The sequence below is a fragment of the Nonomuraea fuscirosea genome (assembly GCF_035917475.1).
GTDB classification, from domain to species: domain Bacteria; phylum Actinomycetota; class Actinomycetes; order Streptosporangiales; family Streptosporangiaceae; genus Nonomuraea; species Nonomuraea fuscirosea.
Genome location: NZ_CP109074.1, coordinates 5019775 through 5039626 on the forward strand (window position 1 = coordinate 5019775; position 19852 = coordinate 5039626).

The 19852-nt window shown below is 71.8% G+C and carries 22 protein-coding genes; 11 read left to right on the plus strand and 11 right to left on the minus strand.

Features of this window, described 5'->3' with window-relative positions; all coding sequences use genetic code 11:
• The first annotated feature begins 106 nt into the window (after positions 1–106).
• Entirely contained in the window at positions 107–256 is a 150-nt protein-coding gene (locus OIE67_RS23060) for a GPGG-motif small membrane protein (RefSeq protein ID WP_181307280.1), read from the plus strand.
• Positions 257–554: 298 nt separating this feature from the next.
• Here OIE67_RS23060 and OIE67_RS23065 read toward each other — a convergent pair whose 3' ends face one another.
• The 3 genes from OIE67_RS23065 to OIE67_RS23075 all read right to left on the minus strand — a co-directional run bounded on the left by OIE67_RS23065 (position 555) and on the right by OIE67_RS23075 (position 1926).
• Complete coding sequence (locus OIE67_RS23065) at positions 555–974, minus strand: ATP-binding protein (RefSeq protein WP_326643624.1); 420 nt, start codon at positions 972–974, stop codon at positions 555–557.
• 155 nt (positions 975–1129) lie between these two features.
• Positions 1130–1585, minus strand: coding sequence for a response regulator (locus OIE67_RS23070; RefSeq protein ID WP_106237790.1), 456 nt, complete (start codon positions 1583–1585; stop codon positions 1130–1132).
• Positions 1582–1926: a helix-turn-helix transcriptional regulator gene (locus OIE67_RS23075; protein WP_326643627.1), complete on the minus strand. Its 345-nt coding sequence runs from the start codon at positions 1924–1926 to the stop codon at positions 1582–1584. Before OIE67_RS23075 ends, OIE67_RS23070 begins: the two co-directional genes overlap by 4 nt.
• Before the next feature lie 173 nt (positions 1927–2099).
• On the opposite strand from OIE67_RS23075, the gene OIE67_RS23080 reads away from it, so the two are divergent.
• From OIE67_RS23080 to OIE67_RS23105, 6 genes are all read left to right on the plus strand, one after another.
• Positions 2100–2459 carry an STAS domain-containing protein gene (locus tag OIE67_RS23080; protein WP_245955789.1) on the plus strand — a complete coding sequence of 120 codons (360 nt, stop codon included), beginning with the start codon at positions 2100–2102 and terminating at the stop codon, positions 2457–2459.
• Positions 2460–2696: 237 nt separating this feature from the next.
• On the plus strand, positions 2697–3074 hold the full coding sequence (locus OIE67_RS23085; protein WP_181307278.1) for an ATP-binding protein: 378 nt from the start codon (positions 2697–2699) through the stop codon (positions 3072–3074).
• Positions 3075–3154: 80 nt separating this feature from the next.
• Positions 3155–3697 carry a cysteine hydrolase family protein gene (locus OIE67_RS23090; protein WP_106237782.1) on the plus strand — a complete coding sequence of 181 codons (543 nt, stop codon included), beginning with the start codon at positions 3155–3157 and terminating at the stop codon, positions 3695–3697.
• Between the two features lie 127 nt (positions 3698–3824).
• Complete coding sequence (locus OIE67_RS23095; RefSeq protein ID WP_326643631.1) at positions 3825–4403, plus strand: hemerythrin domain-containing protein; 579 nt, start codon at positions 3825–3827, stop codon at positions 4401–4403.
• A gap of 111 nt (positions 4404–4514) precedes the next feature.
• The gene (locus tag OIE67_RS23100) at positions 4515–5315 is read left to right on the plus strand and encodes an SDR family NAD(P)-dependent oxidoreductase (RefSeq protein WP_326643633.1); all 801 of its coding nucleotides are present in this window, start codon (positions 4515–4517) and stop codon (positions 5313–5315) included.
• A gap of 556 nt (positions 5316–5871) precedes the next feature.
• Positions 5872–6813, plus strand: a complete 942-nt coding sequence (locus OIE67_RS23105; RefSeq protein WP_326643635.1) for a winged helix-turn-helix transcriptional regulator — start codon at positions 5872–5874, stop codon at positions 6811–6813.
• Here OIE67_RS23105 and OIE67_RS23110 read toward each other — a convergent pair.
• The 5 genes from OIE67_RS23110 to OIE67_RS23130 form a co-directional block, all read right to left on the minus strand.
• Complete coding sequence (locus OIE67_RS23110) at positions 6762–7655, minus strand: TIGR03620 family F420-dependent LLM class oxidoreductase (protein ID WP_326643637.1); 894 nt, start codon at positions 7653–7655, stop codon at positions 6762–6764. The two genes, OIE67_RS23105 and OIE67_RS23110, sit on opposite strands and share 52 nt — an antisense overlap.
• Positions 7656–7744: 89 nt before the next feature.
• Complete coding sequence (locus OIE67_RS23115) at positions 7745–8575, minus strand: MOSC domain-containing protein (RefSeq protein ID WP_326643640.1); 831 nt, start codon at positions 8573–8575, stop codon at positions 7745–7747.
• 199 nt (positions 8576–8774) lie between these two features.
• Positions 8775–10034, minus strand: coding sequence for an MFS transporter (locus tag OIE67_RS23120; RefSeq protein ID WP_326643642.1), 1260 nt, complete (start codon positions 10032–10034; stop codon positions 8775–8777).
• Entirely contained in the window at positions 10031–10522 is a 492-nt protein-coding gene (locus OIE67_RS23125) for a MarR family winged helix-turn-helix transcriptional regulator (protein WP_181307276.1), read from the minus strand. The genes OIE67_RS23120 and OIE67_RS23125 overlap by 4 nt, the downstream gene beginning before the upstream one ends.
• Before the next feature lie 87 nt (positions 10523–10609).
• Positions 10610–11731: an amidohydrolase family protein gene (locus OIE67_RS23130; RefSeq protein WP_326643644.1), complete on the minus strand. Its 1122-nt coding sequence runs from the start codon at positions 11729–11731 to the stop codon at positions 10610–10612.
• A 116-nt stretch (positions 11732–11847) separates the two neighbouring features.
• Between OIE67_RS23130 and OIE67_RS23135 the strand changes: the two genes are divergently transcribed.
• Positions 11848–12507, plus strand: coding sequence for a TetR/AcrR family transcriptional regulator (locus tag OIE67_RS23135; protein ID WP_326643646.1), 660 nt, complete (start codon positions 11848–11850; stop codon positions 12505–12507).
• A 69-nt stretch (positions 12508–12576) separates the two neighbouring features.
• On the opposite strand, the gene OIE67_RS23140 is transcribed toward OIE67_RS23135, so the two are convergent.
• The 3 genes from OIE67_RS23140 to OIE67_RS23150 all read right to left on the minus strand — a co-directional run bounded on the left by OIE67_RS23140 (position 12577) and on the right by OIE67_RS23150 (position 16550).
• On the minus strand, positions 12577–12912 hold the full coding sequence (locus tag OIE67_RS23140) for a VOC family protein (protein WP_326643648.1): 336 nt from the start codon (positions 12910–12912) through the stop codon (positions 12577–12579).
• Positions 12913–13208: 296 nt separating this feature from the next.
• Positions 13209–15359, minus strand: a complete 2151-nt coding sequence (locus tag OIE67_RS23145; protein ID WP_326643650.1) for a SpoIIE family protein phosphatase — start codon at positions 15357–15359, stop codon at positions 13209–13211.
• Between the two features lie 162 nt (positions 15360–15521).
• Positions 15522–16550: a LacI family DNA-binding transcriptional regulator gene (locus tag OIE67_RS23150; protein WP_326643652.1), complete on the minus strand. Its 1029-nt coding sequence runs from the start codon at positions 16548–16550 to the stop codon at positions 15522–15524.
• Positions 16551–16784: 234 nt separating this feature from the next.
• Here OIE67_RS23150 and OIE67_RS23155 point away from each other — a divergent pair, with 234 nt between their 5' ends.
• From OIE67_RS23155 to OIE67_RS23165, 3 genes are read left to right on the plus strand one after another with little or no spacing between them, the layout of a single operon-like run.
• On the plus strand, positions 16785–18098 hold the full coding sequence (locus OIE67_RS23155) for an ABC transporter substrate-binding protein (protein ID WP_326643654.1): 1314 nt from the start codon (positions 16785–16787) through the stop codon (positions 18096–18098).
• Entirely contained in the window at positions 18095–19024 is a 930-nt protein-coding gene (locus tag OIE67_RS23160; RefSeq protein WP_326643656.1) for a carbohydrate ABC transporter permease, read from the plus strand. The genes OIE67_RS23155 and OIE67_RS23160 overlap by 4 nt, the downstream gene beginning before the upstream one ends.
• Positions 19021–19848 (plus strand): carbohydrate ABC transporter permease, encoded by an 828-nt coding sequence (locus OIE67_RS23165; RefSeq protein ID WP_326643658.1) that lies wholly within the window; start codon positions 19021–19023, stop codon positions 19846–19848. Before OIE67_RS23160 ends, OIE67_RS23165 begins: the two co-directional genes overlap by 4 nt.
• Positions 19849–19852 lie beyond the last annotated feature (4 nt).

The following is a 19852-nucleotide window of genomic DNA, read 5'->3' on the forward strand; positions in this document are numbered from 1 at the left end:
CGGACACGTCCAATTCCGGGCACATCCGGGCCGGGCGAAACCGAAGTGTTACCTGATGTCCCGGGCGCGGCCGTTTCCCACCCTCCGCTGAGGGCAGTCGAGGCGCATGGCTACCCTTCTTTGGATCATCGCCGTCATCCTCGTCATCGCCGGCATCTACGTGCTGCTGGCCCGCCGCGACATCCTGTGGGGCATCGTCCTCATCGTTGTCGGGCTGCTCGTCGGACCCGGTGGTGTGAGCATCTTCAACGTCTGAGCCACCGCGGGGCGGCGGGCGGGGCCGCCCGCGCCCCACGGCCTCGGCGTGTCCGGCCTTTCCCGGTGCGAAAGGCCGATTTCGGCCTTCCCCGGTGCGGCCGACCGAACTCAGCTTTCCCTGGCGCGAGAGCCTGTTCCCCGGCACCAGAGGCTGAGGTCAGCCGGCCACGGCGGGGAGGGCGTCCGTCACGTTCGGCCGGCGGTCCGTGAAGCCGTGGACCTGGACGATCCAGGCCCGGCCGTCGACGGACACGCTGACGACGCAGACCATCTCCTCGGGTCGTCCATCGTGACGATCAGCTCCTTCGCGTCGTGGGACGCCTCATGCGCAACCGTACCCGGGAGGAGCCGCTCTGCTGGGTGATGGCGAATTCGTCGCACAGGCGGCGCATGACCCACAGCCCGTATCCGCGCGGGCCGGCCTGCGGCGGCTCCTCCAGGCGGGCGCCGGGGCCGAGCCGGCCCGCCAGGTCGACGACCTCCACGGTGAGGAAGCCGTCGTCGGCCCAGATCCGCACCCAGCCCCGTCCGCCGGCGTGGTCCAGCACGTTGGTGACCGCCTCGTTGGCCGCCAGCGCCAGATCTCCGGCACGCTGCTGGCTGAGCCCGGCCTGCCGTGCGTGGTGGCACACCAGATCTCGCAGTGCCGCGAGGTCGAGGCTGATCGGCCAGGTCACGCCGTGGCCGGCGAGACTGTCTGGCAGAGGCGTGAACATCGGCCCCTCCTGCCCGCAATCACGCACCGTGGTCCCATGATGGCAGCATGACCTGCACGTTCGCTGGCAAAAGCGGACAAAAGTCCTCGGCGCGGCGTCGGAAGGGCCGAATCCGGCCCTGGTGGGAGCGGCCGGCGGGGTTGGGAGCGGCCGGGTCAGGCTGCGGGGGCGGGAAGGCGGGCGGTGCGGGTGAAGAACTCCTGGATCTGGTGCACGACGGCGGTGAAGTCGTCGAAGCCGGTCGGCTTGGTGACGAAGGCGTTGGCGTGCAGCCGGTAGGTGCCGATGATGTCCTCGTCCTGCGAAGAGGTGCTGAAGACCACGACCGGGATGGTGCGCAGTTCGAGGTCGGACTTGATCTGCTCCAGGACCGCGCGGCCGTCGTACTTGGGCAGGTTGAGGTCCAGGATCACCAGGTCGGGGCGGGTGGCCTCGGCGTGCGCGCCGCGGCGGAACAGGATGTCGAGGGCCTGCTCCCCGTCCCATGCCAGGAGCAGGTTGGGGCGGGTTCGCCGGGTTTCCGCGTGCTCTTCGAAGGCCTCCTGGATGAGGACCTGGTCGGCGGGGTCGTCCTCGACGACGAGGATGGTGCGGAGCTCCGCGGTGTTCATGGGGTGAGCTCTCTCTCAGGACTGCTGGCTGCGGGGGCGTCGTGCTCGGTGAACAGGGCGATCAGTCCTTCGATGTCGCGGCCGGCGTCGGCTGGGTGGCGGAAGGGCCGGCTGGCGTCGACGCTGTAGTGTGTACGTCTGCCCAGGCGTGTGCGGGTTATGTAACCGGCGTTCTCCAGGTCGGTGACGATGGCCTGGACGGCGCGCTCGGTGATGCCGGTGACGGCCGCGATCTCGCGGAGCCGCGCGTTCGGATGCCTGGTGATCTCGATGAGGACCCGGGCATGGTTGGTCAGGAACGTCCACGGCCTGCCCGTCTGCGGCTGACCCGCATGTTCCACTGCTGACCTCCTTGTCGGCGAGAGCGTCGGATCAGACAATAGCTGAAGCCATATTACCGAAATCTTTTTCCTGAAACAGCCATCGTGGTCGCCGGGACGCGAGGAGGGCGGAGGAGGAAAGACGGTGCCGCGCGCCCGCGCATCCGTCCGGCCACACGTACGATGACGTCGTGATGATGCCCGCGGGCGAGACTCCCGCCCCCGCACCGCTGCGCCTGACGTCGTCCACGGCCGGCGACATCGCCGTGATCGCCGTGGAGGGAGTGCTGGACGCCACCACCCGCCAGCAGTTCGCCGACCACCTCGACCAGGCCGGCACCTCCATCATCCTCGACCTCGCCGGCGCCGTCTTCATGGACTCCCGCGCCCTCGGCCTGATCATCCACCACTGGCAGGCCAGCCAGGCCGCAGGCGGCAAGTTCGCCCTCATCGGCGTCGACTACCGCCGCGCGAAAATCATGTGGATCACCGGCCTGGCCAAAGTTCTGCCCCTCTACGACGACCTCGACGAAGCACTCGCCGCCCTGACCTGAACGGGAGACGTTCGCCCTGCCCACACACTGCCCACACACACTGCCCGCGGACCGGCTCCGGCGGTCCGTCCGCCGTCGCCGTCACGCCGCGATTATCGCAACGCCTCCGGGCCCCTGGGAAGATCGCCGGCCTGGAGCGTGTCCACCCCCATGACCCCCGGCGAAGACCCTCATGTGACACTGTTGCCGCGAAGCGCGACAATTGACCGTCCGAGATGCAGGGTTAGGGGTGACAGCGTGCCGCTTCGATGCGCGATCACCGCGGATCTCTCCCTGCTGCGGTCGCGGCTGCACGCCTTCGCCCTCAGCTCCGGGTTCTCGGGTGAGCGCGCGAACGATCTGATCATCGCGATCAACGAGGCCGCCGCCAACATCCTGGAGCACGGCACCGGCTCCGGCGTCCTCACCGCCCGCAGGGACGCCCACGGCATCTGGGTCGAGATCGTCGAGCCCGGCGGCACGCTGACCGCCGACCATCTGCCGCCGTCCGATCCGCCGGCCAGCGCCGTGCGCGGGTTCGGGCTGTGGATCATCCGGCGCCTCTGCGACGTGGTCACCGTCGACCATCCGGACGGGCATCCGCGCCTGCGGGTGCACATGAGCGACACGACCTGACCGCTCTTTCCGGCTCATAGAGGCCCCGGCCCGATGCCTGAGCTGGGATAAAAGGCGACCGGCTGGACAGGACAGTGGCTATGACTACGTTCGCCCTGGTCGTCATCGACATGCTGAACCCGTACGACCACCAGGACGCCGAGCCGCTCGCGGAGAAGGCGGCGGCGATCGTCGACCCGCTGGCGGAGCTCATCGCCTCCGCCGAGGAGCGCGACGACGTCGAGCTGGTGTACGTCAACGACAACTACGGCGACTTCGCCGCCGATCGGCGCGAGATCGAGGAACGGGCGCTGAAGGGCAGGCGGCCGGACCTGGTGCGGCCGGTGCTGCCGCCGCCCGGCTGCGCGTTCCTGCCCAAGGTGCGGCACAGCGTCTTCTTCGGCACGCCCCTCGAGTACCTGCTGTCGCGGCTGGGGGTGCGGACGGTCGTGCTGGCCGGGCAGGTGACCGAGCAGTGCGTCCTCTACAGCGCACTGGACGCGTACGTGCGCAAATACGACCTCACGGTGCCGACCGACTGTGTCGCGGCCATCCACGACGACCTGGGCGAGGCGGCGCTGCGGATGATGGAGCGCAACATGTCCGCGCGCCTCACCACGGCACGCGAGTGCTTCTCCGGCTGAGCGGCGGCGTGCGGATCTCTCGCCGGAAGCTCCGCGTTCGGTAAGGATCACGCCTCCGGTCCTCGTTCGTGGCGTGGCCGCCCCTTGTCCGGGTAGCCGCCGCGTACCCGAACAAGGAGGTACGGATATGACCAGAACAGCCCCGGAGACGATGGACGAGACGGACGTCATCGACCTGCTGCAGACCCAGCACGGCATGATCAGGAACCTGTTCGACGAGGTCGAGCAGGCGCCCGCGGACGAGCGCGGCGAGGCGTTCACCCGCCTGGTACGGCTGCTCGCCGTGCACGAGACGGCCGAGGAGGAGATCGTCCATCCCTTCGCCCGGCACGCCATCGACGGCGGGGACGGCGTGGTCGACGACCGCCTCGCCGAGGAGAACGAGGCCAAGGAGCTGCTGTCCCGCATGGACGAGGCCGGGCCCGATGCCCCCGATTTCATGCCGAACCTGCTCATGCTGCGCGCCGCCGTCGAGGCGCACGCCCGCAGCGAGGAACGCTACGAGTTCGCCCAGCTCCGCGCCCACACCAGTGAGGCGCAGCGGCGCAGCATGGCCGCCGGCGTCAAGGCGGCCGAGGCGATGGCGCCCACCCATCCTCATCCCGGCACCGAGTCCGCCACCAAGAACCTGCTGGTCGGCACGCCGATCGCGATGATGGACCGGGTCCGCGACACCATCCGCAAGGCCATGGGCAAGAACCCCTGAGCCCGGTCGTGCGCACGACCCCGGCCTCGTCGGCGGCACTATGTCTACACTCGTATACTTTTGTCGTAAGTCTGCAAACGTGGATAAGAGCGTGACGACACGAGGAACGACATGAACGCGCAACTGACGGGCAGACGGGCGCTGGTCACCGGGGCCAGTTCCGGCCTCGGTGCGGCCATCGCCACCGCCCTGGCCGCCGAGGGGGCCGAGGTCGTCGTGCACGGCCGCGACCTGGCCCGTACCGAGTCCGTCGCCGGCGCCATCAGGGCGGCCGGCGGCGGCGCCGTGGCAGCCGTCGGCGACCTGGCCACCGACGCGGGCGCCGACGCCGTGGCCGGGGCCGCGCTGGCGGCGGGGCCGATCGACATCCTGGTCAACAACGCCGGCGCCTACCCGCACCGCTCGTGGCGGGACGCCACGGCCGATGACTGGCGCGAGGCGTACGAGGTCAACGTCATCTCCGGGGTCCGCATGATCCGGCGGGTGGTCCCCGGGATGCGGGAGCGCGGCTGGGGCCGGGTCATCCAGATCGGCGGCGGGCTCGCCCTGCAGCCGGGCGCCGAGCTGCCGCACTACAGCGCCACGCTGGCGGCCCGGCACAACCTCGCGGTGTCGCTGGCCCGCGAGCTGAAGGGGACCGGGGTGACGTCCAACACCGTCTCCCCCGGCGCCATCCTGGTCGACGGCGTCCGGCGGTTCATCACCGGCCTCGCGCCCGATCGCGGCTGGGGAGAGACGTGGCCGGAGATCGAACGCCACGCGATCGAGGAGCTGGCGCCGAACGACGTCGGCCGGCTGGGCCGTCCCGAGGAGATCGCCGCCGCGGTGCTCTACCTCAGCGGCCCGCTCGCCGACTACGTCACCGGCACCACGCTTCGGGTGGACGGCGGCACCGTCCGCGGCCTGCACTGATCACTGGGGTGGCGCCGGGATCGGGCGGGCGGCCAGGGCCTCGGCCACGGCGTACAGGTTCGACGCCATCGCGCGGCCGCTCCTGTGCGACCACTCGCGCCCCTGCTCCGAGTCCAGGTAGTCGGGCCCGGCGCCGGGGCCGAGACGCCAGTACGTCCACGCTGCCCGGGGATCGTGTACCCGATGTCGCCGAGGGCGCCGGCGATCTCGCTGATCACGTGGTGGGCCCCGTCCTCGTTGCCGGTGACCAGCACCCCGGCGACCCGGTTGCAGGCCACCGGCCGCTCGTCGTCGTCGGTCTCCGACAACATGGCGTCCATGCGTTCGATCACCCGCTGCGCCGGCGACGACGGGTGGCCCACCCAGGTCGGGGTGGCGACGATGAGGATCTCCGCGCCGAGCAGGCTCCGGTGGACCCGCGGCCAGCCGCGGCACGGGCCGCCACCGCTCCCGTCACCCGCCCCGCCCGCGCCGTTCGCCGCGGCAGGTGGATTCCCATCTGAAACCCACTCGCTACACTGGCCTGGTCTCGCGGCGGACGGCGAGGAGGCGAGCGGTGGCACGAGAGGTGCGCGAGCTGGACGCCGTCTGCGCCATCGCGCAGGCCGCGGCGGTGGTCGGCGAGTGGTGGAGCCTGCTCATCGTCCGGGAGGTCAGCCGGGGCCGGCACCGCTTCGACGACCTCCAGGCGGAGCTGGCCATCTCGCGGCGCGTGCTGGCCGAGCGGCTCAGGCACCTGCTCGATCACGCCGTGCTGGAGCGCCGCCCGTACCAGCGGCGGCCGATCCGGTACGAGTACCACCTGACCGACGCCGGCCGGGCGCTGACCCCGGTGCTGATCGGGCTGCAGGACTGGGCCGACCGCTTCGTCCTGGGCGACGGCACGCTCACCGCCGTCGCCTCCCCCACCGGCCCGGAGGCCGTCCGGCTGCGCGCGCTGACCGGGACCTCCGTGCCGCACCCCCTCAGCCTGCCCGCGACCGGCGGGGGCGAACGGGACGTCGTGGCCGCCGGCGCGCCCGTCACCGTGATCTTCACCTATCCGGCCACCGGCGCTCCCGGCCTCCCGCCGGAGGACGGGCCGCCGATCCCGGGAGCGGCCGGCTGCACCCTGGAGAACCGCCTGTTCCGCGCCTCGGCCGCCGACTTCGCGCGGGCCGGCGTGGCCCTGCGCGGCGTGAGCACCCAGCGCCCGGACGAGCAGCAGGCCTTCGCCGACGCCGAGGACCTCCCGTTCCCCTTGCTGTCGGACGTGGACCTGACCCTGTGCGCGGCCCTGCGGCTGCCCACGTTCCGCGCCGGGCAGAACCTGCGGCTCAAGCGGGCCGTCCTCATCGCCGACGCCCAGCGGACGATCCAGCACGTCGTCTACCCGATCGCCGACATCCCGTCCGCGGTCGAGGCGGCCCTGCGGCTCGGCGCCGCGCTGGCGGAGGCGGCGCCGGGTCAGCCGCCGGCGCGTCGGGGCAGGAGCGCGCCGGCCAGCCGGCGCCAGTAGGGCATCGCCGACTCGCCCGGCCGCACCCCGATCACCTGCACGGTGACGTGGTCGGCGCCCGCGTCGAGATGCCCGTGCAGCTTGCGCGCGATCGTGTCCAGATCGCCCCAGAACACGAAGTCGTCCACGAGCCGGTCACCGCCGCCGCCGGAGATCTCCTCCTCCGAGTAGCCCAGCCGGCGGAACTTGGCCAGGTTGTACGGCGTGGACAGGTAACGGTGCAGGTGCTCGCGCGCGACCGCCCGTGCCTTGGCCGGGTCGCTCTCGAACAGCACAGGGTGCTCGACGGCGAGGAAGGGCTCCGGGCCGAGGATCCGCCGCGCCTGCTCGGTGTGCGCCACGTTGACGTGATAGGTCTGCGCGCCGGCGGCCCGGTCGCGGGCCAGCTCCAGCATCTTGGGCCCGTACGCGGCCAGGATGCGCCGCATCGGCGCCCGTGGCGCCGGGTTGACCGGGTCCACCGCGTCCATCTCGTCGAGGTAGCCGGCCATGGCCGCGAGCGGCTTGGTGCCCGGCTGCGGCTGGCCGCCGAACCCGAGCCCGAGCACGTGCCGGTCCGGGTAGGCGTCGGCGAGCAGCGCCGCGGCGCCGTACGTCCACCGCGCCCCGCGCGACCAGATCCGCGCGACGCCGTTGACCACGCGCAGCCCCCGGGTGGACGCGAGCAGGTAGCCGGCGTGCGTCAGCGCCTCGCGGCCGAGCAGCTCGGGCACCCACACCGCGGGCCAGCCCAGCTCCTCCAGCTCCTGGACCGACTCACGCACCAGCGCCGCCGGCTGGTGCTCGAAGTCGAAGGTGTAGATCCCGAACGTGCCGAGATCGATGCCGGGCATGCCGCTCATCGCGCCGCTCCTCAGTCGCCTGCTTTCGCATCAACATATCGCATTATTTCGATGCGAAGGTGCGTGCGGCGCGCCGGGGCGCCCGTGGCTCAGAGCTCGGACGCACCCCAGGCGGTGACCCGGACCGTGTCCCCGACCGCGACGGCGCCGGTCGTGACCACGGAGTACTTGGCCCCGAAGGCGACACCGCCCTTGGCGGCCCTGCGGTAGCCGGCCAGGGTGCGCAGCGGCTCGTGGCCCGCCTTCGTCCCGCTCTCCTGGTCGATCGTGGTGACCACGCAGCGGATGGCGATCTTCGCGTAGCCCAGCTCGGCCGCGCCGATCGTGACGGCGTACGCGCGGTCCTCGGTGTGCGGCTCGTCCCAGCCGTCGACGACGATGTTGGGACGGAAACGGCTGACGGGCAGCGGGTCCTCGCCGCGATCGGCCAGCCTGCGGTTGAGCAGGTCGAGGCTGGCGCACGAGACGACGAGCACGGCGCCGCTGTCGGAGAATCCGGCGGTGCCGGGCGTCCTGCCGCTGGTCACCCGGTGATGCTCGGGCGGCACCCGGACGAGCCTGCTCGGCTGCCCGAGCACGTGCGTGAGCCAGCGCCCGGCCGCCGGGCCCTGGTCGATGCCCAGATAGGGGGTCCCGAACAGCTCCACGCGCTCCCGAGCGCCGCTCACGTCCACGTCGAGGTCCAGGTCCTCGATGCCGGGAGCCCGCAGCCGCAGCCGCGCGCCGCCGTCGCCGGCCTCGGGGCGGATCAGCGCCATCCGCGGATCGCGGCGCTGGCTCATGAAGACGCCCTCCTCGTCGACCACCATGAAGCTGCGGTCGTGCGCGAGGCCGGCGGGCGTGAGCGTCACCTCTTCCGCCGTCACTCCGGCGCATCCTTTGATCGGGTAGTACGTCAGTGCGGTGACGTGTGCTGCCATGCGCTGTTCCTCCGTGGCGAGCCCCGCCCTCGTCCGGTCCCGCTGGGACGAGGGGGGCTCTCCTTCACATCTGTCCGAGTTTCGGATTGAAACCTACTCGGCCGGAGAACAGCCCGCCAACCAGGAACGAGCCGCACGACGGTGATCCCGGCGGGCGCGATCCGCTCAGCGCGGGGGTATCGGTGCCGCCGCGGCCGGCTCAGCTCGGGGTGCCGGTGGCGGCCTCGGTGGCCTCGGACAGCTCGGCGTCGCGCTCGCCCCGGCCCGCGTGGGCGTCCAGCTGGGCCTGGTTGTTCTCGGCGCGCACCAGGTCGCGGTGGCCGGTGGCGAGGATGGCGATGCCGACGAGGATCGCGCAGGCGCCGATGACGAAGGGCACGTGCACGTTGAAGTGCTCGGCGAGCTGCCCGGCCGCGAACGGCGCCAGGCCGCCGCCGATGAAGCGCACGAACCCGTACGCCGCCGAGGCCACCGGCCGTTCCACCGGCGCGACCATCATCACGGCCTGCGTGGTCAGCGTGTTGTTCACGCCGATGAAGACGCCCGCCACGATCACGGCGGCGATCAGCACCGGCCGGTTGTCGACGAAGACGGCGATGACGAAGATGACCACCGCGAACAGGGCGAGGTTGCCGTAGAGCGTGCGGGCCAGGCCCAGCCGGCGCTGCAGCCAGGGCGCGCCGGCCACCGAGAAGATCGCCACCATCAGGCCCCAGCCGGTGAAGACGAGGCCCAGCTGGATGGCGTCCAGCTCCATGGGGAAGGGCGCGTAGCCGAGCACGGTGAAGAAGCCCCAGTTGTAGCAGAGGGCCGTCAGGCTCATGATCAGCAGGCCGCGGTGGCGCAGGGCCTTGAGCGGGTCGAGCAGGGAGGTCTTGCGCGCGGGTTTCGGCTGCGGGCGGACCAGCATGACCGTGGCGAGCAGGGCGACGGTCATCAGCACGGCGACGCCGTAGAAGGGGCCGCGCCAGCTGATATGGCCGAGCGCGCCGCCGAGCAGCGGGCCGATGGCGATGCCCAGGCCGAGCGCGGCCTCGTACAGGATGATCGCGCCGCTGAAGCCGCCGCTGGCGGCGGCCACGATGACGGCCAGGGAGGTCGCCACGAACAGGGCGTTGCCCAGCCCCCAGCCCGCGCGGAAGCCGATGATGCCGCCGACGCTGTCGGAGGTGCCGGCCAGCGCGCTGAACACGACGATCAGCACGAGCCCGGCGATCAGCGTCCACTTGGCGCCGATGCGGCTCGACACCCAGCCGGTGACCAGCATCGCGACGGCCATGACGACCAGGTAACTCGTGAACAGCAGCGTCACCTGGCTGGGCGAGGCGTGCAGGTCGGCGGAGATCGCGGGCAGGATCGGGTCGACGAGGCCGATCCCCATGAAGGAGATCACGCACGCGAACGCGACCGCCCAGACGGCTTTGGGCTGACGGAACGGGCTGGGAGCGGGGCTGGTCATTCACTCACCTCAGGGGAGGGGACAGCGGGGTCGGCGGGTCCGGCGAGGCCGAAGGCCCGGGCGGTGAGCCGTTCGAGGGCCGGCAGCGCGGCGGCGATGGCGGCCCGGTCTTCCCCGGGCAGCTCCGCTAGCAGCTCGGCCAGCCGCTTGGCCTGGACCGCGCGGCGGCGGGCCAGCTCGGCGCGGCCGTGCGGGGTGATGGCGACCACGACGACACGCCGGTCGGAGGGGTCGGGCTGGCGCTCGGCCAGCGCCTCCCGTTCGAGCCGGGAGACGAGCTGGGTCATCGCGGGCTGCGTGACGCCCTCCATGACGGCCAGGTCGGTGAGCCGGCGCGGGCCCAGGCGTTCCAGGCTCGCGAGGGTGGACAGCGCCGTGATCGACAGGTCCCTGGGGACGTCGAGCAGGCGCATCATCGTCCTGATCCGGGCCAGCCCGACCGCCAGCTCCAGCTCGTCCACGGGCTGAGCAGGGGGTTCGACATCCATAAGCAACTTATATCACCTGCTTATGTATACTCCGTGCCCCGGGAGGTCCCGGGAGGCCCCGTGACCGGGTCGGGGGCGGGTGGCGGCTCAGGCGGGGAGGTGTTCGACGCCGGCGCACCACACGCGCAGGACGTACCCGGTCGCGGCGATGTCGGCCAGCGGGTCGCCGTCGACGAGGAGGAGGTCGGCGCGGCGGCCGGGCTCGACGCTGCCCCGGTCGGCGAGGGAGAAGTGCCGGGCGGGCAGGGACGTCGCCGCGCGCAACGCCTCGGCGGGACTCAGCCCGGCCTCGACCAGCAGTCGCAGCTCCTGGTGCAGGCTCACGCCGTGCTCGACCTGGAAGGGGGCGCCGGGTTCCGCGTTGGCGTCGGTCCCGGCCAGAACGGGCACCCCGGCCGCGTGCAGAGCGGCCACGGTCGCCATACTCCCGGCGAAGCCGTCAGAAGCACCACCAGCGGCGCCGACACCGCGAGCAGCACCCGCACCGCCGGCACCGCCGGCACCGATGAAGCGTGCCACGGCCTTCATCATGACCAGGGTGGGGACGGCCACGCGTTCCTCGGTGCGCATGCGGGTCACGTCGGCGGGGTCGGCGGGGGCGCCGATCGGGCAGTGGGTGATGACGTCGGCGCCGGAGTCGAGAGCCATCGTGTACGCCCCGGCCGAGGCCGCGTGCGCGACCACCCGCCGGCCTCGGGCGTGGGCGGCGTCCACGATCGCCTTGGCCACGTCGGCCTCCGGGCCGCCTCCGCCGGGCTCCTCCATGACGATCTTCACGTAGTCCGCGCCCTCCGCGATCCGGTCCGCGACCCAGCCCTCGGCCTGGCGGGCGTCGGTGACCACGGCCTCGGGGTCCTTGACCAGCATGCGGGCGTGCAACCCATCGGGCCCGATGGCGGGCAGGCCGGCGCTGCGCAGATCGGCGGTGCCCGTGGCGCCGCGCAGCGAGGGGATCAGCTCCGGCGGCCAGGAGGCCATGTCCAGGCCGGTGGTCACCCCGTGGCGGGCCAGCGCGTCCCGGCTGCGGGCGTCGCGGACGTGGACGTGGCCGTCGATCAGCCCGGGCAGCAGGACGGCCCCACGGGCGTCGATCCGCTCGCCGCGCGCCGCCCCGGAGGCGATGAGCCCGTTCTCGACGACGACGGTGGTCGGCTCCGTCAGCCGCCACCCGTCGAAGACCCGCGCGTTGACCAGGGCGAATGCGTTCATGATGGAGCCCTCCTCCATATAAGGGACAGATTTGTCCTCTAATGGAGTGAGGCTAGCCCCCGTGGAGCTGGCATGTCCAACGCGGCCGCGTGCCCGGGTCGGCTATAACCGGAGACGTGCTGCCGCATCCCGCCGACTCCGCCGACTCCCCACCTCGCCCCGCCGCCGATTCGGCGGGCAGGTCCACCCGCAGGCGGGGTGAGGCGCTGACCAGGGCGATCTACCGGGCCGCGTTCGAGGAGCTGGCCCGGCACGGGTACGACGCGCTCGCCTTCGACAAGCTCGCCCCCCGCGCGGGGACCGGCAAGTCGGTGCTCTACCGCCGCTGGCCGGGCCCCGCCGAGCTGCTGCTGGACGCCATGAACGATCCGGTCGAGGGGTTCGCCGACAGCCCCGTGCCCGACACCGGCACTCTGCGCGGCGACCTGCTCGCCCTGCTGGGCGGCCTGGCCCGGGTGCTCGACGAGCCGCGCGGCCGGGCCATCATCCCGCTGCTGACCGACCGGGGCCGCCCGCCGCAGCTGCACGACGCCGTCCGTACCCTGGTCATCGTCCCCCACCAGGACATCCTCATCGGACGGCTGCGCGCCGCCGCCGAGCGCGGCGAGGCGGACCCGGCGGCGGTGACGCCGCTGATCGCGTCCGTCGGGCCGCGCCTGATCCTGACCGAGACGATGCAGAAGGGGCACGTGAGCGAGGAGGACGTCGTCGCCGTCGTCGACGACGTCCTGCTGCCGCTGACCGCGCCCCGCCACCCGGCCGGGCCGAACCCCTGACCTCGCCGAGCCGGCCGCGGCGGAGCGCCGCGGGACTGGCCGCGTCGTAGCGCCGCCGGACCCGACGGGTCAGGCAGGGCCGCCGCCCAGGCTGATCTCGTTGCCGTCGGGGTCGCGGTAGATCACCTTGGTCGCGCCCCCGTCGAACGTCTCCCGCTCCGCGGGCCCGATCCCCCGCCCCGCGATCTCGGCGACCCGCTCGTCCAGGTCGCCTACGTACAGCAGCACCAGGGCGTTCCCCGCCCGCCGCGGGTCCTGGACGATGTAGACGTAGCGGTGCTCGGCCGTCTCCCACACCGCCTCGATGTCGTTGGGCAGGAACGACGGCGGCCGCCCGAAGAACCGCTCGTACCAGGGCTGCGCCGCCGCGTAGTCGGTCACGGGGATACCGGCGAAGAGATCCACTTTCAGGTCCTCATCCGTGTGCTGGGCCGATGTGTCACCCGTACCGACGTCCGCGGCGGCGGAAACTCATCGCCGGCCCTCCCGCGACGCCGGCTAGGGCAGGGCAGGGGAAGGCGATTCGCCGCCAGGCGGACCGCCGTATAGAACACACACACGAGGCTTAGCTGATCGTGCGATAGATTGTGAGGCGTGGTGCCGGGGGGCGAGCCGCTTCCGGGCGGCCCGTCCGGCGAAGGCGCAAGCGTACCGAACATACATAGCGCGCATCATTGCGTTTCGTGCACGTTTTGCGGCGGTCAGCCGCACGCCGCGCGGTGCTGGAGCAGCAGGAGCGCGATGTCGTCGGCGCGGTGCCTGGTGTGGGGCGCGTGGTCGAGCAGGCTGTCGGTGAGGTGTTCGAGGGGCTCGTCGCAGGCGCGGGTGAGGTGCGCGGCGAGCCCGCCGATGGCCTCGTCGAGGTCGGTCCCCGGCGACTCGACCAGGCCGTCGGTGTAGAGGGCCAGCACGGCGCCGGGCGGGAACGGCGTCTGCACGGTGGGATAGTCGGCGTCGAAGTCGATGCCGAGCAGGACGCCTGGTGGCACGTCGATGACCTCGGCGGGCATGCTCGGCGGGCGCAGCAGCGGCGGGAGGTGCCCGGCGTTGGCCGCGCAGAGCGTGCGCAGCCGCAGGTTGATGTAGACGAGCAGGCAGCTGGTGAACAGGTCGGCGCGCAGGTCGATGAGCAGGCGGTTGGTGTGCATGAGCACGTCGCCGGGGCCGGCGCCGGTCGCGGCGTGGGCGTGGATGGCCGTGCGGACCTGGCCCATGAGCGCGGCGGCGGTCATGTTGTGTCCCTGGACGTCCGCGATGACGGCCGCGACGGTGGTGTCGTCGAGTTTGATGAGGTCGTAGAAGTCGCCGCCGACGCCGACGCCCCGCGTGGCCGGCACGTAGCGGGCGGCCACCTCCAGCCCGGCGATCTCGGGCAGGCTGCCGGGCAGCAGGGAGGTCTGCAGGGTGTGGGAGAGCCGGTCCTTGGTGTCGTAGACGAGGGCGCGGTCGAGCGCCGGGCCCATCATCCCGGCCAGGGCGGTGAGCGTGGCGCGCTGCTCGGCGGTGAAGGGGTGGGGCTGGTCGAAGGCGAGCACGCAGGTGCCGAAGATGTCGTCGGAGACGGCCAGCGGCAGGAGCGCCCACGCCTGCATCGGATCGTCGCGGGTCAGCTCGGGATAGAGCTCGCCGAGCTCGCTCCAGCTGCCCGCGAACACCGGCTCGCCGGTGCGCAGGACCTGCGCCACGGGCGTGGGCGCGTTCAGGGGCAGCCCGTCGAACCTGTCGAGCACGTCGGCCGGGTAGCCGTGGGAGCCGACGATCCGCATCCGGCCGCCCTCGGCGATCACGATCGCCATGGCCGCGGCCCGGAACACCGGCATGACGTGGTCGGCGATCAGGTCGACCGCCTCCCGGACGTTCAGGGCTCTGGTCAGGCCCGCCACCATGTGCAGGAAGTTGTAGTAGACGTCCACCCGGTGCATGCCCGCCGCGCCGGCGGAGGGATCGCGCGGGTAGGCGTTGGCCGGGTCGTCCTGCGCGGCGGGAGTGATGCGCAGGCTGATGCCCGACGGGTCGGGATAGAGCCAGAACCGCAGCTCGCGGCCGTCGGGATGGCGGGCGGTGCACCAGGTGAGCTCCTGGCTGACCACCGCGGCCCGGCAGCGGTCCTCGAAGACCGGGTCCTTCAGCCACGCGGCCACCTCCCACAGCGGTTTCCCGCGCAGGTCGGCCACGTCGGCGCCGAGCAGGGCGGCCGCGGTCGCGTCGGCGAAGGTGATGACGCCGTCGAGGTTGAGCGCGACGCAGGCGCCCCTGAGCCGGTCGAGGTAGCCGGCCATGGCGGCGTGCGGCTCCGGCATCAGGGCCCGCCCCTGCGGCAGCACGCGCGGCTCGCCGGCGGGCTCCAGCGCGTGCCCGCTGTCGGCCGCCTGCGCCAGCAGGGTGGCCATGTTGTGCGCGGCGGCCTCGACGGTCTTCCGCTCGACGGCGGTCAGCTCGGCCGGCCGCGAGGCCGGCCAGAGCAGGACCAGCGCCCCCCACAGCCGGGACCCGTCCCACAGGGGAACGGCGACGCACGCGAACCGGTACGGCAGCGCCAGCGCCGCCCCGGGGAACCTGGCGGCCATCTCCTGGCGGTCGGGCACCCAGATCAGCCGGCGCCGGCGGACCGCCGCGGCCACCGGCGCGCTCGCGTTCGTCCTGATCCTGGTCCACGGCTTGACGATCTGGCCGGGCATGCCGATCTCCGCCTCCATCAGCAGGATCTGCTCCCCGTCGTCCGTCGCGTCGCCGCGCGGGCCGAGCAGGTAGATAGCGCCGATGTGCGCCGTGGTGTCGCGGACGACCCGGGCCAAGGCCTCGTCCAGCCCCGCCGTGTACGGCCGGATCCGCTCGTCAGCGCGGCTCCGCACGCTCTACCTCGATCCGTCCTGCGCTGCCGTACCCGTTGGAGCTGTCATGGGTTCAATCGTAGGGAGCGGTGTCCGGGACGAGACCCGCCGTTGCCACATCTTGGCGACGGACTTGCAGGAATATGGCCCTTTGTCCGGCGTGCGCCCCCGGGGGCCACGTGATCATCCCGGCCCCGGGGGCGCCGTGGAACGGCGGGTGACGAGGGTGGGGGTGACCGAGAAACGCACCGCGGCGGTGCGCCCGCCGATGCGTTCGAGCAGCAGCCGGCCCGCCGTCCGGCCCATGAGCGCGCCGTCCTGGTCGACGCTGGTCAGCGCGATGTGCGCGAGCCCGGTCACGCGGGCGTTGTCGTATCCGGCCACGGAGATGTCGCCGGGCACGGTCAGGCCGGCCTCGTGCACGGCCGCGAGGGCGCCGAAGGCGGCCTGGTCGGAGCCGGCGAAGATGGCGGTGGGGCGCGGGTCGCGGGACAGCAGTTCGCGGGTGCCCGCGTAGCCGCCCTCCTCGGTGTAGGAGGTGCGGGCCACGGCGATGTGCCCGGCCAGGCCGTGCTCGGTCATCACCCGTTCGTACGTGGCGGCCCTGATGGTCTGCAGCAGGGCGGTCGAGCGGCTCACGAGGGAGTCGGCGATGTGCGCGATGCGGCGGTGGCCGAGCCCGATGAGGTGCTCGACCGCCAGCTCGGCCCCGACCTCGTCGTCGTCGAGGACGCAGTCGTAGCGGGAGGAGCGGTCGTGCCGGCCGAGCACCACGAGCGGGGTGTCCTCGGCCAGTCGTTCGAGCTGGGCCCTGGCGCAGGCGGGGGCGACCCAGAAGACGCCGTCCACCTGCCGGTCCACCAGCGCGTCGCTCGCGCGCCGCTCGGCGGCGGGGTCGCGGCCGCCGCTCTGCACCATGATGGCCTGGTAGCCGCCGGCGGAGATCTCGTCCGTCAGGCCGTCGATGATGTCGGCGAAGAACGGGTTCCTGATGTGCGGCAGCAGCACGCCGATGGTGAAGGTGCGCCCGCGCATGGCGCGGGCCGCGTTGTGCGGGCGGTAGCCGAGATCGTCGATGGCGGCCCGTACCTTGACGCGCATCGCCTCGCTGACGCCGTAGGCGTCGCGCAGCACCTTCGACACCGCCGTGGTGGACACCTGGGCGTGCCTGGCCACATCGGTGATCGTCACCCTGCGCTGCCGTATGGCCATGTGCCGCCTCTCGTTCGACCGGACGCCGCTCGATTGTACGAGCCTCGCAGCACGGCCATCAGGCGTGGGTAACGTTACCCATCCAGCCGAGGAAAGCCGTCCACAAAGCCGGGATGACAAGGATGTCGATCGGGGACCGTTCCCCATCTGAGTCTTGACGCCCTGCCAGGTAACGCTTACGTTAACTCCCATCGGGGGACGGTTAAAACGTTTCAACGAACCCGGAGGGGCGTTGTGAAGACCTCGCACCGCATGGCGGGAGCGGCCCTGGCCGTTCTCACGACGGCGGCCCTGACCTCGTGCGGCTCCGGCTCGGGCGCCGGTTCGGGGCCGGCCGCCGACGGCTCGGTCACGCTGAAGTTCCTCGTCGACAACAGCATGGGCACCACCGCCACCGCCAAGGCGCTCACGGACGCCTTCATGCGGGCCAATCCCACGATCAAGATCGAGACGGAGACGCGGCCGGGAGGCAGCGAGGGCGACAACATCGTCAAGACCCGCCTGTCGACGGGCGACATGTCGGATGTGTTCTGGTACAACTCGGGCTCGCTGCTCCAGGCGCTCAACCCCGCGCAGACCATGGTCGACCTCACCGGCGACCCGGTGCTGGCCGGCGTGCAGCAGGACTACCTGCCGGTGGTGAGCCAGGACGGCAAGGCGTACGGCGTGCCCGCCGGCACGCTGACCGGCGGCGGCATCCTCTACAACCGCAAGATCTACGAACGCCTGAAGCTGAAGATCCCCAAAACCTGGGCCGAGTTCATGGCCAACAACGACACGATCAAGGCGGCCGGGATCACCCCCGTGATCGGCACGTTCAAGGACAGCTGGACCTCGCAGCTGTTCGTGCTCGGCGACTTCTTCAACGTGCGGGCGGCGGTGCCGGCCTTCGCCCGCGACTACACCGCCAACAAGGTCAAGTTCGCCGGCACCCCGGCCGCCCGGGCCGGGTTCGAGCACCTGGCCGAGGTGCACGCCAAGGGCTACCTGAACGAGGGCTTCGGCTCGGCGACCAACGACCAGGGCGTCAAGATGCTGGCCGAGGGCAAGGGCGCCCACTACGCGATGCTCAGCTCCGCCCTGCCGCCGGTGATCGCCACGCTGCCGCAGGCGGCCACGGACGTCGGCTTCTTCGGCATCCCGGGCCCCGACGCGTCACGCAACGGCGCCACCGTCTGGGAGCCGGCCGCCGTCTACATCGCCAAGACGAGCGAGAACGTGGCGGCGGCCAAGAAGTTCCTGGCGTTCGTCGCCTCGCCGCCGGCCGCCGAGGCGGTCACCGCGGCCGTCCCGCCGACGGGGCCGTACCGGATCAAGGGCGCCGAGCTGCCCGAGGACGCCATCCAGGCCGCGAAGGACCTGCAGGCCTACGTCGACGAGGGCGCCACGGCCCCGGCGCTGGAGTTCGTCTCCCCGGTCAAGGGCCCGTCGCTGGAGCAGATCACGGTCGCGGTCGGCTCCGGCCTGACGCCGCCCGCCGAGGGGGCCGCCCAGTACGACAAGGACGTGGACAAGCAGGCCAAGCAGCTGGGTCTCGCGGGGTGGTGACCAGGCAGCACGCCGGGCCCCGCACGGGGCCCGGCCCGGCCCCCGGCCCCGGCCGTGCCTCCCGCCGCCGGCGCGACGCGGCCTACCCGTACGCGCTGTACCTGCCCGCCGCCGTCGTCTTCGGGGTCATCTTCCTGGTGCCGACGGCCATGGCCTTCTACTTCGCGCTCACCCGGTGGACGCTGTTCGACAGCACGTTCGTCGGCCTGGACAACTTCCGCGACTTCCTGGCCGAGCAGAACCTCAGCATCGGCTTCGGCAACACCCTGTTCTACGCGCTGCTCACCAGCGGGCTCAAGGTCGTGCTCGGGCTGCTGCTGGGCGTGCTGCTCACCTCGCGGCTGCGGCTGCGCGGCTTCCTGCGCTCGGTGGTGTTCTTCCCGACGCTGGTCTCCACGGTCGCCGTCGGCATCACCTTCAGCATGCTCCTCAAGCCGGACACGGGCCTGGTGAACGAGGCGCTGGCGGTGGTGGGGGTGGACGGGCGCGACTGGCTCGGCGACGCCGCCACGGCGCTGTTGTCGGTGGCGCTGGTGGACGTGTGGAAGGGCGTGGGGCTGGCCACCGTCATCTACATCGCCGGCATCATGTCGATCCCGACGGAGTACTACCAGGCCGTGGCCGTGGACGGGGGCGGCGCCTGGCACCGGTTCCGGCACATCACGCTGCCGCTGAGCTGGCCGGCGACGTACTCGGTGATCATCCTGTCGTTCATCGGCGGGCTGCGCTCGTTCGACCTCATCTGGACGATGACCCGCGGCGGGCCCGGCTTCACCAGCGACACCATCGCCTCGATCATCTACAAGCAGTATCAGGCCGGTTTCTTCGGCCTGTCGACCGCGGGCAACGTGCTGCTCTTCCTCATCGTCACGGTCATCGCCGTGCCGCTCAACCATTTCCTCGGCAAGAGGCAGGTCGCCGTATGAGGGCTGTGCGCAGGCTCGGCGCGGAATCGGTCACGCTGGTGCTGGCCACCGTGATCTTCCTGGTTCCGTTCGCGTTCATGCTGCTGACGGCGGTCAAGGACCAGACGCAGGCCACCGACCTCGACTTCGCCTGGCCGACCAACTGGCCGATCGTGGCGAACTTCGTCGCCGTGGTCGAGGCGCGCGACTACGTGCTGCTGCGCGCCTACGTCAACAGCACCGTCATCACGGTCGCCTCCGTGGCGCTGCTGGTCGTCTTCGCGTCGATGGCCGCGTTCGTGCTGCAGCGCCGTCCCGGCCGGGTGTCCAGGCTGGCCGGCTTCCTCGTGCTGTCGGGGCTGATCATCCCGCCGGCGGTCGTGCCGACCATCTGGCTGCTGCAGGCGCTCGGCCTGTTCAAGACCCTGCCGGGGATGATCCTGGCCGAGGTGTCCTTCCACCTGTCGTTCGCGATGCTGCTGTTCCGGGCGTTCATCGCGGCGATCCCGCGCGAGCTGGACGAGGCCGCGCAGATCGACGGCTGCGGCGGCTTCCGGCTGTTCTTCCGCGTCATCTTCCCGCTGCTGCGGCCGGTCACCATCACCGTCATCCTGGTCAGCTCGGTGAACATCTTCAACGACTTCGTCAACCCGCTCTACCTGCTGCCCGGCGACGAGAACGCCACCGTGCAGGTCACCCTCTACAACTTCCAGAGCCAGTACAACACCCAGTGGAACCTGCTGTTCATGGACATCGTGCTCATCACGATCCCGCCGCTGCTGCTGTTCATCTTCTTCAACCGCAAGATCGTCGCCGGTATGACCGCCGGCGCCGTCAAGGGCTAAGGAG